This is a genomic window from Nocardia sp. NPDC055321, from assembly GCF_053645575.1.
The window spans coordinates 455,334-474,716 of record NZ_JBSHMS010000002.1; the positions used below are offsets into that span (position 1 = coordinate 455,334).

General features: G+C 69.5%; 17 protein-coding genes. 10 read left to right on the forward strand and 7 right to left on the reverse strand.

Features of this window, described 5'->3' with window-relative positions; genetic code table 11:
• Nucleotide 1: 1 nt before the first annotated feature.
• Both ACWIGI_RS04625 and ACWIGI_RS04630 read left to right on the forward strand, forming a co-directional pair.
• Nucleotides 2–766: a hypothetical protein gene (locus tag ACWIGI_RS04625; protein WP_454200955.1), complete on the forward strand. Its 765-nt coding sequence runs from the start codon at nt 2–4 to the stop codon at nt 764–766.
• A 608-nt stretch (nt 767–1,374) separates the two neighbouring features.
• On the forward strand, nt 1,375–1,710 hold the full coding sequence (locus tag ACWIGI_RS04630; RefSeq protein ID WP_454200956.1) for a hypothetical protein: 336 nt from the start codon (nt 1,375–1,377) through the stop codon (nt 1,708–1,710).
• A 150-nt stretch (nt 1,711–1,860) separates the two neighbouring features.
• On the opposite strand, the gene ACWIGI_RS04635 is transcribed toward ACWIGI_RS04630, so the two are convergent.
• Entirely contained in the window at nt 1,861–3,030 is a 1,170-nt protein-coding gene (locus ACWIGI_RS04635) for a thiolase family protein (RefSeq protein ID WP_454200957.1), read from the reverse strand.
• A 107-nt stretch (nt 3,031–3,137) separates the two neighbouring features.
• Here ACWIGI_RS04635 and ACWIGI_RS04640 point away from each other — a divergent pair, with 107 nt between their 5' ends.
• Nucleotides 3,138–3,629 (forward strand): winged helix-turn-helix transcriptional regulator, encoded by a 492-nt coding sequence (locus tag ACWIGI_RS04640; protein ID WP_454200958.1) that lies wholly within the window; start codon nt 3,138–3,140, stop codon nt 3,627–3,629.
• Between the two features lie 46 nt (nt 3,630–3,675).
• Here ACWIGI_RS04640 and ACWIGI_RS04645 read toward each other — a convergent pair whose 3' ends face one another.
• A complete protein-coding gene (locus tag ACWIGI_RS04645) occupies nt 3,676–4,755 on the reverse strand; it encodes an ABC transporter ATP-binding protein (protein WP_454200959.1) in 1,080 nt (359 codons plus the stop codon).
• Nucleotides 4,756–4,916: 161 nt separating this feature from the next.
• Between ACWIGI_RS04645 and ACWIGI_RS04650 the strand changes: the two genes are divergently transcribed.
• From ACWIGI_RS04650 to ACWIGI_RS04665, 4 genes are all read left to right on the forward strand, one after another.
• Nucleotides 4,917–5,711 (forward strand): LLM class F420-dependent oxidoreductase, encoded by a 795-nt coding sequence (locus tag ACWIGI_RS04650; RefSeq protein ID WP_454200960.1) that lies wholly within the window; start codon nt 4,917–4,919, stop codon nt 5,709–5,711.
• Nucleotides 5,712–5,829: 118 nt separating this feature from the next.
• Nucleotides 5,830–7,665 carry an ABC transporter substrate-binding protein/permease gene (locus ACWIGI_RS04655; RefSeq protein ID WP_454200961.1) on the forward strand — a complete coding sequence of 612 codons (1,836 nt, stop codon included), beginning with the start codon at nt 5,830–5,832 and terminating at the stop codon, nt 7,663–7,665.
• The gene (locus ACWIGI_RS04660; RefSeq protein ID WP_454200962.1) at nt 7,662–8,387 is read left to right on the forward strand and encodes an amino acid ABC transporter ATP-binding protein; all 726 of its coding nucleotides are present in this window, start codon (nt 7,662–7,664) and stop codon (nt 8,385–8,387) included. Before ACWIGI_RS04655 ends, ACWIGI_RS04660 begins: the two co-directional genes overlap by 4 nt.
• Nucleotides 8,388–8,544: 157 nt before the next feature.
• Nucleotides 8,545–10,605 (forward strand): PhoX family protein, encoded by a 2,061-nt coding sequence (locus ACWIGI_RS04665; protein ID WP_454200963.1) that lies wholly within the window; start codon nt 8,545–8,547, stop codon nt 10,603–10,605.
• 256 nt (nt 10,606–10,861) lie between these two features.
• Here the strand turns inward: ACWIGI_RS04665 and ACWIGI_RS04670 are convergent, their stop codons facing one another.
• Together ACWIGI_RS04670 and ggh are read right to left on the reverse strand one after the other, a co-directional pair.
• A complete protein-coding gene (locus tag ACWIGI_RS04670) occupies nt 10,862–11,590 on the reverse strand; it encodes a glycoside hydrolase family 25 protein (RefSeq protein ID WP_454200964.1) in 729 nt (242 codons plus the stop codon).
• A 169-nt stretch (nt 11,591–11,759) separates the two neighbouring features.
• Complete coding sequence (gene ggh / locus ACWIGI_RS04675; protein WP_454200965.1) at nt 11,760–13,100, reverse strand: glucosylglycerate hydrolase; 1,341 nt, start codon at nt 13,098–13,100, stop codon at nt 11,760–11,762.
• 173 nt (nt 13,101–13,273) lie between these two features.
• Here ggh and ACWIGI_RS04680 point away from each other — a divergent pair, with 173 nt between their 5' ends.
• Both ACWIGI_RS04680 and ACWIGI_RS04685 read left to right on the forward strand, forming a co-directional pair.
• Nucleotides 13,274–13,978: an SDR family oxidoreductase gene (locus ACWIGI_RS04680; protein ID WP_454200966.1), complete on the forward strand. Its 705-nt coding sequence runs from the start codon at nt 13,274–13,276 to the stop codon at nt 13,976–13,978.
• Nucleotides 13,979–14,065: 87 nt separating this feature from the next.
• Entirely contained in the window at nt 14,066–14,869 is an 804-nt protein-coding gene (locus ACWIGI_RS04685) for a polysaccharide deacetylase family protein (protein WP_454200967.1), read from the forward strand.
• Between the two features lie 87 nt (nt 14,870–14,956).
• On the opposite strand, the gene leuS is transcribed toward ACWIGI_RS04685, so the two are convergent.
• Nucleotides 14,957–17,833: a leucine--tRNA ligase gene (gene leuS, locus ACWIGI_RS04690; protein WP_454200968.1), complete on the reverse strand. Its 2,877-nt coding sequence runs from the start codon at nt 17,831–17,833 to the stop codon at nt 14,957–14,959.
• A gap of 216 nt (nt 17,834–18,049) precedes the next feature.
• On the opposite strand from leuS, the gene ACWIGI_RS04695 reads away from it, so the two are divergent.
• Nucleotides 18,050–18,469 carry an SdpI family protein gene (locus ACWIGI_RS04695; RefSeq protein ID WP_454200969.1) on the forward strand — a complete coding sequence of 140 codons (420 nt, stop codon included), beginning with the start codon at nt 18,050–18,052 and terminating at the stop codon, nt 18,467–18,469.
• 46 nt (nt 18,470–18,515) lie between these two features.
• Here the strand turns inward: ACWIGI_RS04695 and ACWIGI_RS04700 are convergent, their stop codons facing one another.
• Nucleotides 18,516–18,950 (reverse strand): GNAT family N-acetyltransferase, encoded by a 435-nt coding sequence (locus ACWIGI_RS04700; protein WP_454200970.1) that lies wholly within the window; start codon nt 18,948–18,950, stop codon nt 18,516–18,518.
• Nucleotides 18,951–19,051: 101 nt separating this feature from the next.
• A complete protein-coding gene (locus ACWIGI_RS04705) occupies nt 19,052–19,342 on the reverse strand; it encodes a hypothetical protein (protein ID WP_454200971.1) in 291 nt (96 codons plus the stop codon).
• Between the last annotated feature and the right edge of the window lie 41 nt (nt 19,343–19,383).

Consider the following 19,383-nt stretch of genomic DNA (forward strand, 5'->3'; position numbering starts at 1 on the left):
GATGTCCAAGCCACAGGGCGGCCCGAACCCGGCGCAGAGTCCGGCCGATTCGTCCCCGACGGTGCGCCGGGCGATTCCGCCCCAGGGCGGCGGCCCGCACACGGGCGCGAACCCCGCCGTGCCCGGCGGTCGCGGTGATGCCCGCCCGGGCGGTTTCGGCGGCCCCGACACCGGCGCGAATCCCGCGTTCGCCGGTCCGCGCGGCGACGCGCGACCCGCCGGGAAGTTCGGCCCGGACACCGGAGCGACCCCCGCCTTCTCCCCCTACGACGGCGCGACCCAGGCATACGACATCCCGTCCGGCCCGAACGGCCCCGCCGGAAACCCCGGCGGCGCAGGCGATCCCGCCGGAACCCCCGCCGGGCAGGGCGACCCTGCCCCGAACACCAGCACATCCGCGAAGGCGGCCCCCACCCGCCGCAAGGATCTCCTCCTGGCGGGCGCGATCTACCTGGTGAACCTGGTGGTAGCCGCCCTGTGGTCCTACGACCTGTTCGGCAAGTTCTTCGACCTGGTCAAGAACCGCTGCTCGGCCAAGCGCGATTTCACCGTCGAGTGCATAGTGCAACGCCCACCCGCCCAGGGCCTCTGGGGCCTGCTGATCGGCGGCGGCGGCCTCTCCCTGACCCTGGTAGCCGCCCTGATCCTGACCGCCGTTGCCGCCATGACCGGCCGCCGCGCCTGGATCTACCCCGCCCTGGCCCTCCCGATCATCGCGATAACAGGCGCGATAGGCCACTTCCTGGTGGGCGGCGCCGTCAACTGACCCGAAATCCCCGCCCCGCCGGGGCATCCTGCCCGGTCGTCACCGCCCGGGCGCCGATCGCTGCGGCGGGCCGAAGGTATCGCGCCGGCGCGTCACCGGTCCGAGCCCCTCGGGGAACCTGGAGCGCGCGTCTGACACTCGACTACGGTGACGAAATGCTGCCGGGGCGTGCGTGCGACTCCGAACACGGTGAGATCCGGGCGCAGCTGTAGCGCCCGAGGTCTGCCACCGGCCCACAGTGGTGGTGGCACTCCCAGCCCCGCAGGGACTCTGTCCTGCCATACGGGTCGTCACCGCCCCGGCGCTCCATCGTGGCGGGCCGAAGGTGGTGCGCCGAGGTCGCCCACCCTGCGGCATCGGGCGAACCCTCGATCTCCATGCCCCGCCGGGATTTCCGCTGTCGGCAGCCGTCGTCGCATCCCGCCTCGATCTTCACCGGCTCGGTCACTATCGGTGCCGAGAGGTGCGGGTGTCGACGGAGCGGGCGCCCACCGACCCTTCGGCGGAATGAGCTTCCGGAGCGGGGACCGGACCGGGCGCGGACGCTTCGCATCGGGCGACGGTGGAAATGGGCGTTTCGGGGGTGGGGTGGGCGGGAAATCCGGGGTATGGCGGACTACTGGCGACCGCCGGTGCGGCGGGCGGATGTCGTTGTCGCGGTGGTGATCTACGTTCTCGCGGCGGCTTGCGCGTGGGTGGCGGTGGGGGTCGTGCCCAAGTACGAGGTGCTCGCGCGGGAGACGGGGGAGACCCGGTACCTGCCGTACGCCTACGCGGTGGGGTGGGCGGGGATCGCGGTCACGCTCATGGTGGTGCCGCTGTGGGTGTTGCGCGCGGTTCGGCTGCGTCAGCCCGCCTGGCGGACAGCCATATTGGCGTTTCCGCTCATGGCCGAGGCGCTGCTGCTGGGGCTGCTGGCGGCCGTCGTCGCCGTATCGCTGTGAGGGGCCGCCCGCCCGAACCCGCCGTGCGCCGCGACCGCTCACCCGGCTGTGAACCAGCGACCGGGTCGCTCGCTCGTGAGCGTGTGACCCGCTGACCCGTGAAAGCCCGACCGCCCGCCCCGGAACCCGGGGCGGGCGGCCGCGTCCGACTCAGAGGCGCTCGTAGATCGTGGCGTTCGCCAATCCGCCCGCCTCGCACATGGTTTGCAGGCCGTAGCGCGCGCCGCGCTCGTGCAGGGCGTGCACCAGGGTCGTGGCCAGCCGGGAGCCGGAGGCGCCGAGGGGGTGGCCCAGGGCGATGGCGCCGCCGTTCACGTTGACCTTGGACATATCCGCGCCGGTGTCGGCGGCCCAGGCCAGCACCACCGAGGAGAACGCCTCGTTCACCTCGAACAGGTCGATGTCCGACAGCTCGAGACCGCTGCGCTGCAGCACCTTTCGCGTCGCGGGGATCACCGCGGTGAGCATGAGCAGCGGATCGTCGCCGGCCACGGCGAAGCTGTGCAGGCGGGCGAGCGGGCGCAGCCCGAGCTGGGCGGCGCGCTCGCTGGTCATGATCAGCACCGCGGAGCTGCCGTCGTTGATCTGGCTGGCGTTGGCGGCGGTGATGTTCCAGCCGATCTGCGGGAAGCGGGCCGCCATCTCCGGGCTGTAGTACGCGGGCCGCAGCTTCCCCAGCGTGTCCGCCGTGCTGCCGACGCGGATGCCCTCGTCGGCGTCGAGCCCGCTCAGCGGCGCGAGCTGGCTCTCGAACAGCCCGTTCTTCGTCGCGTGCGCCGCCTTCTCGTGGCTGGCGAGCGCGAAGTCGTCCAGCTGTGCGCGGGTGAGCCCCCAGCGCGCGGCGATGAGTTCGGCGCTGATGCCCTGCGGCACGAGCCCTTCTGGGTAGCGCTCGGCGAACCCGGCGCCGCTCACGTCCTCGGCGCCGATCATGTTGGCGCCCATGGGAACCCGGCTCATGGATTCCACGCCGCCCGCCACGACGATGTCGTACGCCCCGGCGATCACGCCCTGCGCGGCGAAGTGAATGGCCTGCTGGCTGGACCCGCACTGCCGGTCCACGGTCGTCGCCGGCACGGATTCGGGATATCCGGCCGCCAGCGCGGCCCGGCGGGTGAGGTTGCTGCCCTGCTCGCCGACCGCGGTCACCACGCCGCCGATCACGTCGTCGATGAGCGCCGGGTCGATCTCGCTGCGCCGCACCACTTCCCGCAGGCTGTGCGCGAACAGGTCGGCGGGATGTACCCAGTGCAGGCCGCCGTCGGCCTTACCCCTGCCGATCGGAGTGCGTACCGCTTCGACGATGACTGCGTCTCTCATGGCATGTCCTTCTCGGAGCCCCTCGCGGGGTACCTGACTATATGTCGATAAAGTCAGATTACGAGCTGGCCATAGTGGAGGCAAGTCAGAGTTGTATGATGTGTGCCATGTCTGTCGTATTGGAAGGACCGCTCGCCGATCTGAGCGCGTGGCAGCCCGACGGCTGCTCCATCGCCAAGGCGATGGACATCATCGGCACCCGCTCGGCCATCCTGATCCTGCGCGAGGCCTACTACGGCACCCGCCGCTTCGACGGTTTCGCGAGCCGCGTCGGCATCACCGACGCCGCGGCCTCGACCGCCCTGCGCAAACTCGTCGACGCGGGCCTGCTGGAGAAACGCCCGTATCAGGAGGAGGGCAAACGCACGCGCAGCGAATACGTCCTCACCCGCATGGGCGCGGACCTGCTGCCCGCCGTCGTCGCGCTGTGGCAGTGGGGTGACGAGTACCTGCAGGACGGCACGCCCCCGCTGGAGCGGCTCGAGGACACCACCGGTGAACCGGTGCGCGTCGCGCTGATCACCGACTCGGGAACCGAAGTGCCCCTGGACAATCTGCGGGTCCGCGTCAACAAGAACTGGCGCCGTCCCCGGAAGTAGGGACGACGCCGTTCTCGCTGCTCGCGTACGGAATCCGTGCCGCGGCTCAGTTCAGCCGCGCGCCGGTCTCGGGGTTGAAGAAGTAGATGTGCTCGGCCCCCGCGTTCAGCGTCAGCTGCGCGCCCTTGGGCGGCGGGTTACGCCAATCCGCGCGCGCCACAATGGTTTCCCCGGCGCCGATGCCGCCGATGGTGCGCCCGTAGATGTAGGCGTCCGAGCCGAGTTCCTCGACGACGTCGACCTCCATGGCCACGCCCCCGCCGTTGCCGGTGGGCTCGAAGTGCTCGGGCCGGATACCGACCACGACCGACCCCGAGGTGCCCTCGACGACCGAGCGCGGCACCCCGAACCGGTAGCCGCCGAGCGCGACCGCACCCTGCTCGACCGGCAGCGTGAACAGGTTCATGGCCGGCGATCCCATGAACCCGGCCACGAAGAGGTTGGCGGGGTTGCGGTACAGATCGCGCGGGGAGGCGCACTGCTGCAGCAGCCCGTCCTTGAGCACCGCGACGCGATCACCCATGGTCATGGCCTCGACCTGGTCGTGGGTGACATACACCGTGGTGGTGCCCAGCCGCCGCTGCAACTGCGCGATCTGGGTGCGGGTCTGCACGCGCAACTTGGCGTCCAGGTTGGACAGCGGCTCGTCCATGAGGAACACCTGCGGCTGGCGCACGATGGCCCGGCCCATGGCCACGCGCTGGCGCTGACCACCCGAGAGCGCCTTGGGCTTGCGGTCCAGGTACTGCTCGAGGTCGAGCAGCTTGGCCGCCTCGAGCACCCGCTCGGCGCGCTCGGCCTTGGACACCTTGGCCATCTTCAGCGCGAAGCCCATGTTCTCGGCCACGCTCATGTGCGGGTAGAGCGCGTAGTTCTGGAACACCATGGCGATGTCGCGTTCCTTGGGCTCGGCGTGCGTGACGTCGTTGTCGCCGATGAGGATCCGCCCGGTGCTCACTTCCTCGAGTCCGGCGAGCATGCGCAGCGAGGTGGACTTGCCGCAGCCGGACGGCCCGACGAGCACCAGGAATTCGCCGTCGGCGATCTCCAGATTCAGTGCGTCCACCGCGGGCTTGTCCCCGCCCGGATACAAACGCGTGGCCTGATCGAAAGTCACCGTTGCCACGGTGCACATCCCTTCACCGGCAGGAACGTGCCGGACGATCCGAGTAGAGGGGGTGGTTCCGGACCTCGAGGTCCGGGCCCGGGCACGATATCAAGGTAGCCTCGGATCCGGACATGGCCCGGCCGGTTCGGGCCAGGAGATTGCCGAGGCGAGGAGCGTTCATGAGCCGACCGGTTCGTATCGGAGTGCAATTGCAGCCGCAGCACGCGCCCAATTACGGGCTCATCCGCGATGCGGTGCGCCGGTCCGAAGACGCCGGGGTGGACATCGTCTTCAACTGGGATCACTTCTATCCGCTGTACGGCGATCCCGAGGGCGCGCACTTCGAGTGCTGGACCATGCTCGCCGCGGTCGCCGAGCAGACCGAGCGGGTGGAACTGGGCGCGCTGGTCACCGGCGGTGGCTACCGCAACCCGGACCTGCTGGCCGACATGGCCCGCACCGTCGACCACATCTCCGGCGGCCGCCTGGTGCTCGGCATCGGCGCGGGCTGGTTCCAGAAGGACTACGACTCCTACGGTTACGACTTCGGTACCGCCGGAAGCCGTCTGGCGCTGCTCAAGGATTACCTGGCCCGCATCACCGATCGCCTGGCCAAGCTGAATCCGCAACCCGTGCGCGAGATTCCGATTCTCATCGGCGGCGGCGGCGAGAAGAAGACGCTGCGCCTGGTCGCCCAGTACGCGCACATCTGGCACAGCTTCGCCGAACTCGACGTGCTCGAGCGCAAGTCGGGCATTCTGGCCGAGCACTGCGCCGAGGTCGGCACCGATGTGAACGCCATCGAGAAGTCGGTGGACTGGCCGGGCGCGGACAAGGCGGCCGATTTCGTGAAGGCGGGCGCGACCCTGTTCACCGTCGGCACCGGCGGCCCGGACTACGACCTGAGCGTGGTGGAAGAGGCCGTGCGCTGGCGCAACGAGTTCAATCCGGAGTCCGTCGCCGGCATCGCCTGAGGTTTGCTGATCCGGGGACCCCGCGCGGGGGTACCCCGGATTCGCGGCCGATATTCATCTGGACTCCGCCGGACTGCAACTCTGGCTCGACGACCATGCGCCGCTAGGGTGGCTAGTCATGGTTCGCTTGCGCACAGCCGATCCCCGTCGCCCCGGGTGGCGATCTCGCGTGACTGCGGTCGCGGGGGTGTTGCTGGTCACTCTGGCGGGGGTCGCGACTATCGGTGTGGGCTCCGGCACCGCCGCCCCGGGCGGTGGTGATCTGTGTTCGCCGCCGGGCCTGTCGGCCGCCAGCGCCGCCCCGACGAATCTGGCCTCGGGGCAGCAGTCACCGGCCTCGGACAAGTACACGACGGCCACCACCGAACCGCTCGATCGCATCGATACGAGCAAACTCGGCCTGCTCACCCCCGGCAAGCTCAGCGTCGGCACGCTGTCCGACGCCCCGCCGAGCATCTGCGTGAACTCCGCCGGCGAGTTCACCGGTTTCGACAACGAGCTGCTGAAGGCGGTCGGGGCCAAGCTCGGCCTGCGGGTCGAGTTCACCGGCACCGACTTCTCGGGCCTGCTGGCCCAGGTGGCCAACGGCCGCTTCGACGCCGCGTCCTCGAGCATCACCAGCACCGACGCCCGCCGCGAGCTGGTCGGCTTCACCAACGGCTACGACTTCGGCTACTTCTCCCTCGTCGTACCGAAAACCAGTGGTATCGAGGCATTCTCGGACCTGAACGAGAGCACGCGGATCGGCGTCGTGCAGGGCACCGTGCAGGACGAGTACGTGGTCAACGAACTCGGCCTGGACCCGGTGAAGTTCCCGGACTACAACACCGCCTACGCCAATCTCAAGACCGGGCAGATCGACGCCTGGGTCGCGCCCTCGCAGCAGGCCATCGGCGCGATCAAGCCTGGCGATCCGGCCACCATCGCGCAGAACACCTTCAGCCTCAACAACTACACCGGCTGGGCGGTGCGCAAGGACAACCGCCCGCTCACCGACGCGCTCAACGCCGGGCTGGACGCGGTCATCGCCGACGGCACCTACGCGCGGCTGTATCAGGACTGGGTGCCACGCGAGATCCCGCCGGGCTGGAAGCCGGGTTCCAAAGCCGTTGCCGCGCCGCAGCTCCCGGACTTCGCGAAGATCGCTGCCGAACGCGGGGACAGCGGCGGGGACTACGAGCCCGTGCAGCCCAAATCCACCCTGGAACAGCTGAAGGACACCTTCTTCGACTGGTCGCTGTATCGCAAGGCGTTCCCGGATCTGATCAAGACCGGCCTGCCCAACACCCTGATCCTGGCGCTGGTCTCGGGTGCGCTGGGCACCGTCATCGGCATGCTGCTGGCCGTGGCGGGCATCTCCCGCACCCGCTGGTTGCGCTGGCCCGCCCGCGTCTACACCGACGTGTTCCGCGGCCTGCCCGCGGTGGTCATCATCCTGATCATCGGCCTGGGCGTCGGCCCGCTGGTCAAGAACATCACCGGCAACAACCCGTACTGGCTGGGCGTGGTGGCGCTGGCGCTGCTGGCCTCGGCCTACATCGGTGAGATCTTCCGCTCCGGTATCCAATCGGTGGAACCGGGCCAGCTCGAGGCCGCGCGCGCGATCGGCTTCGGCTACCGCCAGGCCATGACGCTGGTGGTCATCCCGCAGGGCGTGCGCCGGGTGCTGCCCGCGCTCATGAACCAGTTCATCGCGCTCATCAAGGATTCCTCGCTCATCTACTTCCTGGGTCTGCTCGCCACCCAGCGCGAGTTGTTCGCCGTCGGCCGGGATCTCAACGCGCAGACCGGAAATCTCTCCCCGCTGGTGGCCGCGGGCCTGATGTACCTGGTGCTGACGGTCCCGCTGACCCACCTGGTGAACTACATCGACCGGCGGTTGCGCACCGGCCGCCGGGTGGATCCGACCGAGCCGGTCGAACAGGCCGTGATCACCGAAGGACGTGGAGCATGAGTGCCTCGCTCACCGGAACCGGACTGCGTTTGACGCTGGGCGGCAACGAGATTCTGCGCGGCGTGGACATCCACGTCGACGCCGGCAAGACGACCACGGTCATCGGCCCGTCGGGCTCGGGCAAGTCCACGCTGCTGCGGGTGCTGAACCGGCTGCACGAGCCGACCGCGGGCGACATCGCGCTGGACGGGAAGTCGGTGCTGGCCGAGAGCCCGGACGCGCTGCGCCAGCGCATCGGCATGGTGTTCCAGCACTTCAACCTGTTCCCGCACCTGAGCGTGGCCGACAACATCGCGCTCGGCCCGCGCAAGCTGCGCGGTCTGGACAAGGAGCGGGCCCGCGAGCTGGCGCTGGAACAGCTGGCGGCGGTGGGACTTTCGGGCAAGGCCGACGTGCGCCCGGCGCAGCTGTCCGGCGGCCAGCAGCAGCGCGTGGCCATCGCCCGGGCGCTGGCCATGAAGCCCGAGCTCATGTTCTTCGACGAGGCGACCTCGGCGCTGGATCCGGAGCTGGTCAAGGGCGTGCTCGCACTCATGACCGACTTGGCCGCCGGCGGTATGTCGATGATCGTGGTGACCCACGAGATGGGTTTCGCCCGTTCGGTATCGGATCGGGTGGTGTTCATGGATCACGGGCTGGTGGTGGAGACCGGCGCGCCGGACGAGCTCTTCGACGACGCGAGCACGCCGCGCCTGCGGCAGTTCCTCTCGCAGGTGCTCTAATTCATCCGGGACGCGGGGCCGTCGTCTGACGCGGCGGCCCCGCATCCCGTCGGCTAACTAAGGGCAACCTAATTGGTCGTCCGTTCATCTGCTTGTCTTCTGCGGCTCTTCTGGCCTGGTTACCGTGCGCGCGACAGTCCAACCCCGGGAGCATGTTGTGAGCCTGAAACCCCTCGCCCTTTTCGTGAAGCACGACGGGGCCTCGTCGCGCGCCTCCATCACCTGTCAGTACAAGTGCGGCAACGCCTGCTTCCACGAGGTGCCCAACACCTCCGACGGCGCGTACTTCGGCGACATCGTCGCGGCCATCTCGCGCCGCCGCCTGTTCCAGGGCAGCGCGGCCGCGGTGCTCGCGGTCGGGGCGGGCAGCCTGCTCGCGGCCTGCGGCGATGACAAAGCCGGTGCGGCCGAAGCGGATCCGGGTACCGGGATCGGCACCGACTTCACACCCATCGCGCCCAACAAGCAGGACGCGGTGGTGATCCCCGAGGGGTACGACCAGGGCGTGGTGATCCGCTGGGGCGATCCGGTGCTGCCCGGGGCGCCCGCGTTCGACTTCGCGAAGCAGACCGCCGCGGCGCAGGCCCAGCAGTTCGGCTTCAACAACGACTTCGCCGCGCTGCTGCCCATCGAGGGCCGCGACGGCAGTTTCCTGCTGGTGGTCAATCACGAATACACCACCGAGCCGTACATGTTCACCGGGTACACCCCCGGAACCCCGACCAAGGAACAGGTCGAGATCGCCCTTGCCGCGCACGGGCTTTCGGTGGTCGAGGTCAAGGGCGAGAGCGGCGGCGGCAAGCTGACCCCGGTCATGGGCCAGTACAACCGGCGGATCACCGGCACCACCGAATTCAAGGTCACCGGGCCGGCGGCGGGCAGTGCCTTCCTGAAGACCTCCGCCGATCCCACCGGCGCGAAGGTGCTCGGCACCCTCAACAACTGCTCCGGCGGCGTGACCCCCTGGGGCACCGTGCTTTCCGGCGAGGAGAACTTCAACCAGTACTTCGCCGGGGTGATCGCCGACCCCACCCTGCAGGCGATGGGCAAGCGCTACGGCCTCGGCCACCCGGGCGCGGGCCAGGGCGAAATGCCCCGCCGCTGGGAGCTTTTCGACAAGCGCTTCGACGTGGCGCAGGAGCCCAACGAATCGCACCGCTTCGGCTACGTGGTCGAGGTCGACCCGTGGGATCCCAGCGGAACCCCGGTCAAGCACTCGGCGCTGGGCCGGTTCAAGCACGAGGCCGCCAACATCCACGTCACCGGCGATGGCACCGTGGTCGCGTACTCCGGCGACGACGAGCGCTTCGAGTACATGTACAAGTTCGTGTCCGCCAAGAAGATTCAGCCCGGCAACACCGCGGCCAGCCGCCAGGCGAACATGGGCATCCTGGCCCAGGGCACGCTGTACGTGGCCAAGCTGACCGGCGATCATCCCGATCGGATCGACGGCACCGGAAAGGTGCCCTCCGACAAGGGTTTCACCGGTAAGGGCCAGTGGATTCCGATCCTGGAGACCGGCGCGGACGGTAAGGGCCGCTCCCTGGTCGACGGTATGTCGGCCGAAGAGGTCGCGGTGTTCACCCGAGTCGCCGGTGACAAGGTCGGCGCGACCAAGATGGACCGCCCCGAGGATTTCGAGGCCAACCCCGAGACCGGCAAGGTCTACGTGGCGCTGACCAACAACAGCAACCGCGGCACCGAGGGCAAGGCCGGCGCCGACGAGGCCAACCCGCGCAACCAGAACAAGAACGGCCAGATCCTGGAGCTGGTCGACGACCACGCGGGTACGTCGTTCACCTGGTCGCTGCTGCTGGTCTGCGGCGATCCCAAGGCCGCCGACACCTACTTCGCGGGCTTCGACAAGACCAAGGTCAGCCCGATCTCCTGCCCCGACAACCTGGCCTTCGATCCGCACGGCAACCTGTGGATCTCCACCGACGGCAACGCGCTCAAGTCCAACGACGGCCTCTTCTCGGTGGCCCTCGAGGGTGAGCGCCGCGGCGAGACCAAGCAGTTCCTGACCGTCCCCATCGGCGCGGAGACCTGCGGCCCGGTCGTCACCGCCGACCGCGTCCTGGTCTGCGTCCAGCACCCGGGCGAGCTCGACGGCCACAGCGCCGACAACCCGGGCTCGCACTGGCCCGACGGCGGCACGAGCCAGCCTCGCCCGTCCGTCGTCGCGGTGTGGAAGAAGAACGGCAAGATCGGCGTGTAAGCGCCTGCGGCCGAGCGGGAGCCGATCCCGTTCGGCCGTCCCCCGATCAGGGGCGAACACCGCTCGAAGTCGAGTGGCGGATGGAAACCGCGATGAGCGCCCACGCGGCCGTCAACCGGTCGGCGGGCCGTCCAGGTCGCGAATTCCGTGATGTGGACGGCGATTTCGTGAGCTGCGCGACGGGGTTTCACGACACCCCACTTTCCGCGGTGCTTCACCGTGAGCGGCGAGTGCGAAAGTGGACGCCCGGCAGGGGCTAGCTGCTGCCGAAGCTCGGCATGTTCGCGAAGCGCGCGAAATCGCCCTGGGCGCCGCTGTACACGTTGATGTCGGTGCCCGCGGCGATGCCGGGGATCCGGCCGGAGTCGGTGTACTGCCAGAAGGTCCAGGCGGGCCAGCCGCCGGGCACCTCGGGTCCCTCGTTGCCGCGGTAGTCCGCGATCCAGAGCGGATAGCGGTGGAACTCATGGGAATCGGCCATCGCCGTGCGCCAGAAGTTCGGGTACGTGTAGATGATCGGCGTGCGGCCGGTCAGCGCCTGCACCGTGTTCAGGTAGCGGTGGGTCCAGTCGATGAGCGCGGCGGGGGAGAGCCCGCCCGAGTCCTCCATGTCGAGCACCGGGGGCAGGTCCAGCATGCCGTTCTGGCCGAGCACCACCGCCGCGTACATGGCGGCCTGCGGTTCGGGCGCGAGCGCGGGCCGGGCGTAGTGATAGGTCCCGCGCGCCACCCCGGCCGCCCGCATGAGCAGGCTGTCAGGCACGAAGTACGGGTTCACGTAGCTCAGGCCCTCGGTCGCCTTGACCATGGCGAAGTGATTGCCGGACGCGCGGACCGCGTGCCAGTCGATGCCGCGCCCGTCGATGTGCTGCCAGGACGAGACGTCGGGTCCGCTCACCTCCGCCGTCGCGGGGGCGGCGGCCACTGTCGCGAGAATGCCGGTCGCGGCGAAGGCCGCCAGGGCCAGCCGGTGTCGTCCTGCCATACGAGCGGACGCTATGTGAGACGCGTCGCTCTGGCCAGCGACCGGGCCGCATGTCGGCCAACTGTTAGCTGAATCTCAATCCCGCCGTTTTCGCTGATAGAGGGCTCGGCCGAGCTATAAGCGCGCGGCAGACCGCCCGGTCACGGGCGGTCCGGGCGGCACCTCCCCGTCACCCGAGCCAGTCGAGCACCGACGCCGCCGTCCACGACTGCTGCATCGACCCCAGCGGCTCACCGGTGAACGGTTCGTAGTACTCGGCGAACGTCCCGTCACTGGCCTGCCGCAGGCCCTCCGCGCGCAGCATGAACGCACGCTCGGCCCACCCGCGCCGGGCGAACACCCAGGAGAACAGCCAGCTCATCACCGGCCACACCGGGCCGCGCCAGTACTCGCGCGGGCGGAAGTCCTTCGAGACCGGCGACGTCGACGGCGGCAGCGCGTAGCGCAGGTCCGGATGCCCGCACCAGCGCGGCCCCTCGAACAGGCGCAGCAGCCGGCGTTCCGCGTCCCGGCCCAGCCCGCCGCACAGCAGCGGCGCGAACACCGCCAGGGTCTCGGTGTCGATCCACTCGTCCGCGCGCACGTCGTAGTCGCGGGCGGCGCCGGTGCGCGCGTCGGTGGTGGCGATGACCCCGGCCCGGAAGTAGTCGGCCCACTCGTAGAGTTCGCGCACGTCGGCCAGGGGCTGCTTGTAGTCCTCGCCGATATTGGCGAGCACATCGCACGCCAGCGCGAAGATCGCGGTGACGAACACGTCCTCGACGGCGAAGCTCATGGTGGAGGCGAGCTCGAAATCGTCGTAGCCCGAACGCCGCATCTGCTCGACCAGCCACAGGTACCTGTCGTACTCGCGATCGCTGGGCCGCTGCGTGGGATCCCCGACCACCTGCCGGTCGGCCCGCACATACGGCGGCAGGTCCGGGCCCGGAATCACGTTGGCGTAGGCGCGATCCCAGCGCGGCGAGTTGTCCATCCCGGACTCCCAGCCGTGATACAGCGTGATGCGGCCCTGCTGTTTGGGATCGCGCGCGTAGGCCAGCCAGCGATGCCAGCGCATGAGATCGGGCCAGCGCCGCTGCAGGAACTCCTCCGCCACGGCCCGGGTACTGCGCCCGTGCCGCCGCGAATGATCCAGAATCCGTTGCACCGCAATGGCATGCACCGGTGGCTGGGTGATGCCCGAGGTGTCCGGGCCGTCGGGCGCGTTCGCCGCCAGCCGGCGGCACTCCCAGCGCGCGGGACCCGGGAAGTACCCGTCCACCCCGTTCGCGAACACGATGTGCGGGATCATGCCGTTCCGCCATTGCGCGGACAGCAGGGTGTCCAGCTCCAGCGCCGCGCGCTCCACGCTCAGCGGCGCCAGCCCGACCGCGACGAACGCCGCGTCCCAGCTCCACATGTGCGGATACAGTCTGGGCGCCGCACTGGTCATGGTGCCCAGATCATTGCCGCGCAGCAGGTAGGCGGCGCGGGCCGCGAGCTGGGTCGGCGTGAAACCGGGATGTGTCATCGCCCTATTCTGCGACGGAACGCGCAGGTATGCGCGGTGGGCGTGCCGCACGGGATGGTCGGAGGGCGGCTCCGCTACGCCAGAATGCACTCTGTTCGCCTTCTCATGATTCGAACCTGTGGTGTGCCTAGCCGGAGCATCGCCGCGCGGGGGCGCCCGGTTACGGTGTTCGCATGGCGAATTCCGCGAAGACCAGCACAGACCGGCCGACCGCGTTGATCACGGGCGCCAGTCGCGGGCTCGGCGCCGCCATCGCGCGGGGGCTGGCCCCCACGCACCGCCTGCTGGTGGGTGCCCGCACGCCCGCGGCCCTGGAACCGATCCTGCGCGAATTGCCCGGCGCCACAGGCTGGCCGGTCGATCTGACCGACTATCCCGCGGTCGCGCGAGCGACGGAAACGATCGAACGGCTGGACGTGGTCGTGCACAATGCCGGAATCGCCGACTTGGGAACGATAGCCGATTCGTCCGTTGCGCAGTGGCGGAATACCTTGGAAGGCAACCTGATCGCGGTGGCCGAACTGACGCGGCTACTGCTTCCGGCACTGCGTGCCGCGAACGGTCATGTGGTGCTGATCAATTCGGGTGCGGGCCTGCGCGCCAACGCCGGCTGGGGCGTCTACGCGGCGAGCAAATTCGGCCTGCGCGCCTTCGGCGACGCGCTGCGCCTCGAGGAGCCGGACCTGCGCGTCACCTCGATCCACCCGGGGCGGATCGACACCGACATGCAGCGCGAGATCATCGCCGGGGAACAGCGCGCCTACGAACCGAACGAGTTCCTCACCGCCGAGACGGTGGCGCGGACGGTGCGCAACGCGATCGAGCTCCCGCGTGACGCGCACCCGACCGAGATCGTCCTGCGACCCGTGCCACGGTGACGACCCGCGGCGGATTTCCTCTCGATTCGAATCATTTCGCGTCATGTACGTGACTCGTTCACCCGGAATCGCTATAACCGGGGAGTTATGGACCGACGACATCTGCTCACCTGGCTGGCGGCCGGAACCGCGGTGGCCCTCACCGGGTGCACCGCGGCACGCAGTGACACGTTGCTCGACTCCGGATCCGGGGGCGGCACCCTGCCCGAGGCCGCGCCCGCCCCGGTCGTGCCGCGGCTGCTGCCGCCGCCCGGCGGGCCCAAGACTGCGATCCCGGCCGGGACCATCACGGCGCTGCCCGGCCCGGGCAACTCGCTGGCACTGACCGTGGACGACGGCGCCAGCCCGGAGGTCGTCGGCGCGTACATCCGGTTCGCCCGGGACACCGGCGCGCGCTTCACCTTCTTCGTGACCGCCTACTACGACTCCTGGACCACACACCGCGACGCCCTGCGGCCACTGGTGGAGTCCGGGCAGATCCAGCTCGCCAATCACACCTGGGATCACGCCGACCTGACCGCGATCTCCGCCGGCGCGGTCTCGTCGCAGCTGGATCAGGCGAAGCGGTTCCTGCGCGACAATTTCGGCGTGGACGGCACCCCGTACTATCGCCCGCCCTTCGGCCGCCACAACGCCACCGTCGACCGGGTGGCCGCCGATCTCGGCTACACGGTCCCGACCATGTGGTACGGCTCGCTCTCGGACTCCGGGGTGATCACCGAGCAGTACCTGATCGAGTGCGCCCACAGGTATTTCAACCCGCAGACGATCATCATCGGCCACGCCAACGCGCCCGCCGTGACCCACTGCTACGACCAGCTGGTCGAGATCATCCGCGAGCGCAACCTGTCGATGGTGACCCTGAACGACGTCCTGCTCCCGCCCGGTTAGCGCCCACTCCGATGTATGTCGTTGCCGCACGGACGATCCGGGCCCGATGCGCACCGCGCACCGGGCCCGAATCGGATGGTCACGTCCTCAGGCGACGATGTTCACCAGTCGCCCGGGGACCACGATGATCTTGCGGGGATCCTTGCCGCCCAGCAGTTCCGCGACCTTCGGATCGGCCAGCGCCGCGGCCTGCACCGCGGCCTGATCGGCGTCGGCGGGGACGCTGATCCGGCTGCGGACCTTGCCGTTGACCTGGATCGGGTACTCCACCGAATCCGCCACCAGCAGCGCCGGATCGGCGGCCGGGAACGGGCCGTGCGCCAGGGACTCGGTGTGGCCCAGGCGTTCCCACAGTTCCTCCGCGATGTGCGGGGACATGGGGGCCAGCATCAGCACCAGCGGCTCGACCACCGCGCGCGGGGCGCCGTCGCCGTAGTTCTTGGTCAGGTAGTTGGTCAGCTCGATCAGCTTCGCGCCCGCGGTGTTGTCCCGCAGGTTGGCGTAGTCGTCGTCGACCCCGGCGATCGTCTTGTGCACCAGGCGCAGCGCCTCGTCCGACGGCGCGTCCTCGGTGACCCGGACGGCGCCGGTCTCCTCGTCGACCACCAGTCGCCACACGCGCTGCAGGAAGCGCTGCGCGCCGACGACGTCCTTGGTCGACCACGGGCGCGAGGCGTCCAGCGGGCCCATGGACATCTCGTAGAAGCGGAAGGTGTCCGCGCCGTACAGGTCGTACATCTCGTCCGGGGAGACGGCGTTCTTCAGCGACTTGCCGATCTTGCCGTACTCCTGGAACACCTCGATCTCGGTGCCGGTCGTATCGGTCCAGAAGAACTTGCCGTCGCGCTCGACGATCTCGGCGGCGGGCACGTACGCGCCGCGCTCGTCGGTGTACGCGAAGCCCTGGATGTAGCCCTGGTTGAACAGGCGGCGGTACGGCTCGCTGGAGGACACGTCGCCCAGATCGAACAGCACCTTCTGCCAGAAGCGCGCGTACAGCAGGTGCAGCACCGCGTGCTCCACGCCGCCGATGTACAGATCCACGCCGCCCGGATCCTTGGGACCGTGCTCGGCGGTGCGCGGGCCCAGCCAGTACTGCTCGTTCTCCTTGGCGCAGAACGCCTCCGAGTTGGTGGGGTCCGCGTAGCGCAGCTGGTACCAGGAGCTGCCCGCCCAGTTGGGCATGACGTTGGTGTCGCGGCGGTACCGCTTGGGGCCGTCGCCCAGATCCAGGGTGACGTTCACCCAGTCGGTGGCCTTGGCCAGCGGCGGGGACGGCTCGGAGTTCGCGTCGTCCGGGTCGAAGGTGACCGGTGCGAAGTCCTCGATCTCCGGCAGCGTCACCGGCAGCATGGATTCGGGCAGCGCGTGCGCCGCGCCGTCCTCGTCGTAGACGATGGGGAACGGCTCGCCCCAGTAGCGCTGCCGCGCGAACAGCCAGTCGCGCAGCTTGTACTGGATGGTGCCCCGGCCGTGGCCGTTCGCCTCCAGTTCGGCGATGACCTTCGCCTTGGCGGCGTCGATCTCCAGCCCGTCCAGGTAGCCGGAGTTCACCAGGGTGCCCTCACCGGCGTAGGCGGCCTCGGAGACATCCCCGCCCGCGACCACCTCCACGATGGGCAGGCCGAAGGCGGAGGCGAACTCCCAGTCGCGCGGATCGTGGCCGGGCACCGCCATGATGGCCCCGGTGCCGTAGCCGCTCAGCACGTAGTCGGCGATGAAGATCGGCACGCGCGCGCCGTTGACCGGATTGGTGGCGTAGGAGCCCAGGAAGACGCCGGTCTTCTCCTTGCTCTCCTGACGCTCCAGATCCGACTTGGCGGCGATCGACTTGCGGTAGGCCGCAACGGCTTCGGCCGGGGTGTCGGCGTTGCCGAAGGTCCAGCGCGCATCGGTGCCGGACGGCCAGGTGGCCTCGGTCAGCCGGTCGACCAGATCGTGTTCGGGGGCCAGCACCACGTAGGTCGCGCCGAACAGGGTGTCGGGCCGGGTGGTGAAGACCTCGATGACGTCCGCGCCCGCGGTGAACTTGACCTGCGCGCCGCGCGAGCGTCCGATCCAGTTGCGCTGCATGGACTTCACGTTGTCCGGCCAGTCCAGCTCGTCCAGGTCGTCGACCAGGCGATCGGAGTAGGCGGTGATGCGCATCATCCACTGCCACAGGCGTTTGCGGAACACCGGGAAGTTGCCGCGCTCGGAGCGGCCGTCCGCGGTGACCTCCTCGTTGGACAGCACGGTGCCCAGACCCGGGCACCAGTTGACGACCGAATCGGTCTGGTACACCAGGCGATAGGAGTCGATCAGGGTGTTGCGCTCGGCCGGGGACAGCTCACCCCAGGCCCGGTTGTCGGCGGGGACGGCGCGCCTGCCGGCCTCGAAGTCGGCGATCAGCTCCGAGATGGGGCGGGCGCGGCCGATGCCCTCGTCGTACCAGGCGTTGTAGATGCGCAGGAAGATCCACTGCGTCCACTTGTAGTACTCGGGATCGGTGGTGGCGAAGGACCGGCGGCGGTCGTGGCCCAGGCCCAGCCTGTCCAGCTGGCGCTGCATGTTCGCGATGTTGGACTCGGTGGTCACCCGCGGGTGCGCGCCGGTCTGCACCGCGTACTGCTCGGCGGGCAGGCCGAAGGCGTCATAGCCCAGGGCGTGCAGCACATTTCGCCCGCGCATGCGGTGGAAGCGCGCGAAGACGTCGGTGGCGATGTAGCCCAGCGGGTGGCCGACGTGCAGGCCCGCGCCCGAGGGGTACGGGAACATGTCCTGGACGAACAGCTTGTCGGCCGGGGTCTCGCCGGCCAGCGGGCCGACCGGGTTGGGCGCGTGGAACGTGCCGCGTTCGCGCCAGGCCGCCTGCCACTTCTGCTCGACGCGACCGGCCAGGTCGGCGTTGTAACGGTGTGCGGGCACATCGCTGCCCCCACCCGCCGTCGCGGTGGGTGTGTCGGTTGCGGGAGTGTCCTGCACGGTCCTGCCTTCTTTACCTAGCCGATCCCCGATAAGGTCCGCCACCAGGGTAAAGCGTGGCTACCTCGGTCCCCAAAAAGGGTCCGAACCTCGCACCCCCGCCGTACCGGGCGCGATCCGGCGGGTTCGCCGCCCGGCAGTGACCGCCGTCTCGTTCGCCCTCTCGTCCGATGGGTCGCGAACCCCGGCGAACCCGCCGGAGGTAAATTGGGGCGCGTGGCGGTCGTGGCGTTGATTCTGTTTGCTCTGTCGGTGGTGGCCGTGGTCACCGGGGTGCTCGGCTGGACCGGCACCATGCCGCCGAATCGCATCTTCGGCGTGCACTCCGACGAGGCGATCAAGTCCGAGGAGAACTACCGCCTCGCCAATCGCATCGCCGCCCCGACCTCGGTGGCCGCCGGCTTCCTGCTCGCCGCCAGTGGTGCGGTCGTGCTGGTCGCGGGCGGTATCGCGGCCATCGGCGTCGCCGCCGTCGCGGTGATCATCGCGCTGTTCACCCTGGGCGCGGGCGCGAACGCGGCCAACAACGCGCTGGCCGCGCTGGCCCCGGCCGAGGAGCCCGGCGGCTGCGGCAGCGCCTGCGGTTCCTGCTCGCTGCGCGACGCGTGCGAGCCCGCCGACGCCACCAACGGCTAGCCTCCGCTCGTCCACCGATCCGGATCGGGATCCCGCCCGGGATGGATCAGGACTCGGTGAGCGACTTGCGCATCCAGATGTGCGGAATGCCCGCGTCCATCTCGATCTCCCCGTACGCCTTGTAGCCGAGCCGCTCGTAGAAGCCCTCGGCCTGGGTCTGGGCGTGCAGTTCGAGCGCGGGCAGACCGCGTTCGCGCCCCCGGCCCTCGATGGCTCGTACGAGCGCCGCGCCCAGACCCGTGCCGCGGGCCTCCCGCAGCACGGCCAGTCGGCCCAGCACCCCCGCCTCGTCGCGCACGATGAGCCGGCCGGCGCCGACCGGACGCCCGTCGAGCAGGGCCAGGAAGTGGTCGGCGCTCGCGTCGAACTCGTCGAGTTCCAGCTCCGGGGGCACGCCCTGTTCGTCGACGAACACCCGGATCCGGACCGCGTACGCGTCGGCCAGCTCCCGTTCGGTGGACACCGTGCGGATTTCGATCATGAATTCAGCATGCCCCGGTGAGCGGGATCACCGGCGGGCAGAGCTCGATTCGCGCTCGCCCGGCATCCGCGAGCCGCGCGGATCCGAGCCGGCGACGCCGGTCAGTGCTCGTCGTAGTGGCCGTCGTGGGCGGCGTGCCGGTGGCCGTCGTGGATGTAGTCCATGTGATCGCCGTGCGGCACCGCGACATGGCCGCAGCCCTCACCGTGTTCGTGGGTGTGCCCGGCGTGCTCGGCGTGGGACGAGGGCTCGCACTCGTCGTAGTGGCCGTCGTGCGCGCGGTGCAGGTGGCCGTCGTGGACGTAATCCACGTGATCGCCGTGCGGCACGGCAACATGCCCGCAGGCAGCGCCGTGCGCGTGATCGTGGTCGTTGTGCAGAACGTGAGTCATGGAACTTCCCTTTCGAGACGAATCAGGACATCTTCCAGCAA

What these genes read in the sequence shown, in the direction of transcription:
- ACWIGI_RS04625 (WP_454200955.1), top strand. Translation starts at nt 2, where the DNA reads ATGTCCAAGCCACAGGGCGGCCCGAACCCGGCGCAGAGTCCGGCCGAT.
- ACWIGI_RS04630 (WP_454200956.1), top strand. Translation starts at nt 1,375, where the DNA reads ATGGCGGACTACTGGCGACCGCCGGTGCGGCGGGCGGATGTCGTTGTC.
- ACWIGI_RS04635 (WP_454200957.1), bottom strand. Translation starts at nt 3,030, where the DNA reads ATGAGAGACGCAGTCATCGTCGAAGCGGTACGCACTCCGATCGGCAGG.
- ACWIGI_RS04640 (WP_454200958.1), top strand. Translation starts at nt 3,138, where the DNA reads ATGTCTGTCGTATTGGAAGGACCGCTCGCCGATCTGAGCGCGTGGCAG.
- ACWIGI_RS04650 (WP_454200960.1), top strand. Translation starts at nt 4,917, where the DNA reads ATGAGCCGACCGGTTCGTATCGGAGTGCAATTGCAGCCGCAGCACGCG.
- ACWIGI_RS04655 (WP_454200961.1), top strand. Translation starts at nt 5,830, where the DNA reads ATGGTTCGCTTGCGCACAGCCGATCCCCGTCGCCCCGGGTGGCGATCT.
- ACWIGI_RS04660 (WP_454200962.1), top strand. Translation starts at nt 7,662, where the DNA reads ATGAGTGCCTCGCTCACCGGAACCGGACTGCGTTTGACGCTGGGCGGC.
- ACWIGI_RS04670 (WP_454200964.1), bottom strand. Translation starts at nt 11,590, where the DNA reads ATGGCAGGACGACACCGGCTGGCCCTGGCGGCCTTCGCCGCGACCGGC.
- ggh (WP_454200965.1), bottom strand. Translation starts at nt 13,100, where the DNA reads ATGACACATCCCGGTTTCACGCCGACCCAGCTCGCGGCCCGCGCCGCC.
- ACWIGI_RS04680 (WP_454200966.1), top strand. Translation starts at nt 13,274, where the DNA reads ATGGCGAATTCCGCGAAGACCAGCACAGACCGGCCGACCGCGTTGATC.
- ACWIGI_RS04685 (WP_454200967.1), top strand. Translation starts at nt 14,066, where the DNA reads ATGGACCGACGACATCTGCTCACCTGGCTGGCGGCCGGAACCGCGGTG.
- ACWIGI_RS04700 (WP_454200970.1), bottom strand. Translation starts at nt 18,950, where the DNA reads ATGATCGAAATCCGCACGGTGTCCACCGAACGGGAGCTGGCCGACGCG.
- ACWIGI_RS04705 (WP_454200971.1), bottom strand. Translation starts at nt 19,342, where the DNA reads ATGACTCACGTTCTGCACAACGACCACGATCACGCGCACGGCGCTGCC.